General features: G+C 45.0%; 3 protein-coding genes and 1 pseudogene. 1 reads left to right on the top strand and 3 read right to left on the bottom strand.

Annotated elements, in window-relative coordinates; translation table 11 throughout:
- Window positions 1-709: 709 nt before the first annotated feature.
- On the bottom strand, window positions 710-1,282 hold the full coding sequence (locus tag P5674_RS23950; RefSeq protein ID WP_014275823.1) for a (2Fe-2S) ferredoxin domain-containing protein: 573 nt from the start codon (window positions 1,280-1,282) through the stop codon (window positions 710-712).
- Window positions 1,283-1,329: 47 nt separating this feature from the next.
- On the bottom strand, window positions 1,330-1,575 hold the full coding sequence (locus tag P5674_RS23955) for an Asr1405/Asl0597 family protein (protein ID WP_006616110.1): 246 nt from the start codon (window positions 1,573-1,575) through the stop codon (window positions 1,330-1,332).
- 295 nt (window positions 1,576-1,870) lie between these two features.
- Here P5674_RS23955 and P5674_RS23960 point away from each other — a divergent pair, with 295 nt between their 5' ends.
- Complete coding sequence (locus P5674_RS23960; protein ID WP_006616111.1) at window positions 1,871-2,215, top strand: hypothetical protein; 345 nt, start codon at window positions 1,871-1,873, stop codon at window positions 2,213-2,215.
- A gap of 322 nt (window positions 2,216-2,537) precedes the next feature.
- Here the strand turns inward: P5674_RS23960 and P5674_RS23965 are convergent.
- Window positions 2,538-2,889, bottom strand: a pseudogene (locus P5674_RS23965) (transposase); the annotation flags it as partial.

The following is a 2,889-nucleotide window of genomic DNA, read 5'->3' on the forward strand; positions in this document are numbered from 1 at the left end:
GTTGGGACATATAAACAGTTATGAGGATGGTCAGGAGTGCGCTCCTTATATTCAACCAAGGGGTTGAAGTCCCCACCAGGCGGTTATTTCAGGTATTTCAACCCTATTTCATGCCTGAACGTCTCGCACTTTGTATATTTATATACCAAACGTTGGGACATATAAACAGTTATGGGATGGTCAGGGTACGAATCCCTTATATTTCACCAAGGGGTAAAAGTCCCACTAGGAGGTTATTTCATGCATTGCAGCCTTATTTGACTCCTAAACATCTCGCACCATACCTGTCAATGTGGGTTCAGCTTGGATCGGGATTGGAACGCTGCGATTAACATCCTGAAGTCAGCCTTGTGTACGCTAGGGTATAGCGGAACATGGGTCTATTACCCGAACGCTTCAGGAGATTCGACCTCTACTCTGGCTGGAGCAATCCTGTCAAAGCAAGTTGGGTCTATGAATGAAGAATCCCCTCGTCTTTACGCAGGGGAGTGTCAAACCCGCCCTAGCCAATTTGGCTTACAATTTGGGTATTAATGGGTACTTTTGACTCTCCCCCCTCTCAAGAGAGGGGGATTCACAATCGACCCAAAAACGGTAATTAGGGGCGGGTTCACGAACAATCCGCTCGAAATAGAGGATGATTGCTAGAGGCGGCGGCTACAGCAGGGGAAGTCGAAACGCCCCTACCCAGTCTAAAGATTAGGTGACCCTATGTAGTTGTTGATGCCAAATGCTTCTCAATCACCTCAGAAATATCTGAGGGTTTGACTCGGGTATAATGAGCCTTATCTGGCATGAAAACTAAGTTGGGTCCTAATTTACATTTTTTCAGACAACCTGTTTTTTCAATTTTAACTTGATCATGCAATCCGCGATCGCATAAGGCTTGCTCCAGCACTTGACAAACGGCTTGTCCTCCTCGCTTCCGACAATCTGATTTCTGACAAATTAGAATTTTAGCGGGTTTAGGCTGACTTTTAGTTGGGGAACTGGGAGACTTTACCGGGCGCACTGATGGTTCAGAGGCTAGTATAATCCTGGTGGCTTTTAGTTTGACCTTGAAATTTTTTAAATTGAGGATTTTTTCGCCAAATACTCTCACCTCTACCCCCTCATATAACAGGTGTTTTGCATCGTAATTTAATCGCTTAGATAGCTTAATTCTATACAATCCTGATGTGGTGATTAGTTGCAATATTTGCGGGTTTTTGCCTTTTAATAAAATCTGCACAACCCTACCGGAAAGGCTGAAATCCGAAACTTGCTTATTGAATTTAGACATAATTTTAGAAGTGTGTTTGGTGTGCTTTGGTTAATGGGATTTATTGCCTAACTACGATGCCAGGCTCTTTCCAGAGATAGGGCTAGTTCCCGTGGCGATGCACTTAACCTTCTCACGACACTAGCAAGCTGAACAGCTTCGGTGGTGTTGGTAATCTTTACCCGCAGGGGGTGATCTACCTGACACCAACAGGTAATTCCCAATTCTTGGAGGCGCTGATAGACCTGCCACCTTTTTGACCAGGCCACTTCTACTACTTCACCGGACTTGGGATCTAATTCTGATGAATTCATTACTACATCTAAATGAAATATATTGGCACTACATTGGGCTGATTACTGCTGCCCTAGCTTAAAATTGCCTGGGCTAGTCCCATATTTCATTGATAACATAAATGAAATATTTTCTCAATAGCTAGTTTATAAAAGTTTACGAAAACCTCAGCGCCAGGGGCAGATTGATGGCAAATAATACATCCAAATATATACTTACCGAAAAAAATCTGTAAATTTAGATACATTTTGGGGAAAATTATGCCAAAATTTTAGTAGGGGAATTTTTTGATCATAAAATCGGAGATTTAAAATCATGAGTTTAGAAGAACAAGCCCGGGAATTGTTGGCCCAGAATCGTCACCATAAGCAGCATCTTCACGAAACGATGCGTTCGCGAGCGGAGGAGGAAGGCGATCGCCCAATTATTGCGGACTCTCAAGGGCGGGAACTGTTAGCCGAAACCCGTCACCATGATGAACATATCCACGAAACGATGCTGTCGCGGGCGGCCCAGGAAGGCGATCGCGCACGTGGAGCTTGTAGCGAGCCTAATCACAGTATGGCGCACGAACAGGCGCGGGAACTGTTAGCCGAAACCCGTCACCATGATGAACATATCCACGAAACGATGCTGTCGCGGTCTAGTGAGGGATATTAGCAATAGTAGAGGTAGAGTTAGCATAGCCCCATGAGGGGAGACAAAACCACCTAGGAAGGTAGTTAGCAACCTACTTTCTTAGGTGGTGTGCGAGACGTTCAGGAGACCAAATAGGGCTGTGATGCCTGAAATAACCTCCTGGTGGGACTTAAACCCCTTGGTTGAATATAAGGGAAAGCACCCCTGACCATCCCATAACTGTTTATGTGTCCCAAAGTTTGGACTTGTGACCAAACTTTATCTAATGCGGGGAACTCAAGGTCATAAACAAACTGCTTGAGCGGAGAGTCATGACTCCATAATATAGCACTAGTCAATACGGTTAGGACGCAGCCTTGAGAACGGAATCCATGGCATCATCGAGAGAATCAAACTGCTCACGTGCAATGGCGAATGCGGGCTTTCAACCACGACCAACATTTCTCTATCTTGTTGAGGTCTGGCGAATAAGGCGGAAGATAGAGTAAACGGCATTGAGCTGCCTCCACCAGTTCAGCCTGCCGCCCCCCTTTATGAAACGTTGCATTGTCAAATACTAGAGTCTGACCTGGCTTCAATGTTGGAATTAAGATAAACTCCAACCACAACTCAAACACTGTCCGATTACAACAACCCTCACCTCAAAGGTAAAGGGAGCTAAGAGTTGTTGATAACACCATGCGGCCATATAGCTG

Origin of the sequence: Limnospira sp. PMC 289.06, from assembly GCF_032350395.1 — a bacterium.
GTDB classification, from domain to species: Bacteria; Cyanobacteriota; Cyanobacteriia; order Cyanobacteriales; family Microcoleaceae; genus Limnospira; species Limnospira platensis.

Excerpts from the sequence above, each read along its gene's own strand:
- P5674_RS23950 (WP_014275823.1), bottom strand. The coding sequence starts at position 1,282 with ATGTCTAAATTCAATAAGCAAGTTTCGGATTTCAGCCTTTCCGGTAGG.
- P5674_RS23955 (WP_006616110.1), bottom strand. The coding sequence starts at position 1,575 with ATGAATTCATCAGAATTAGATCCCAAGTCCGGTGAAGTAGTAGAAGTG.
- P5674_RS23960 (WP_006616111.1), top strand. The coding sequence starts at position 1,871 with ATGAGTTTAGAAGAACAAGCCCGGGAATTGTTGGCCCAGAATCGTCAC.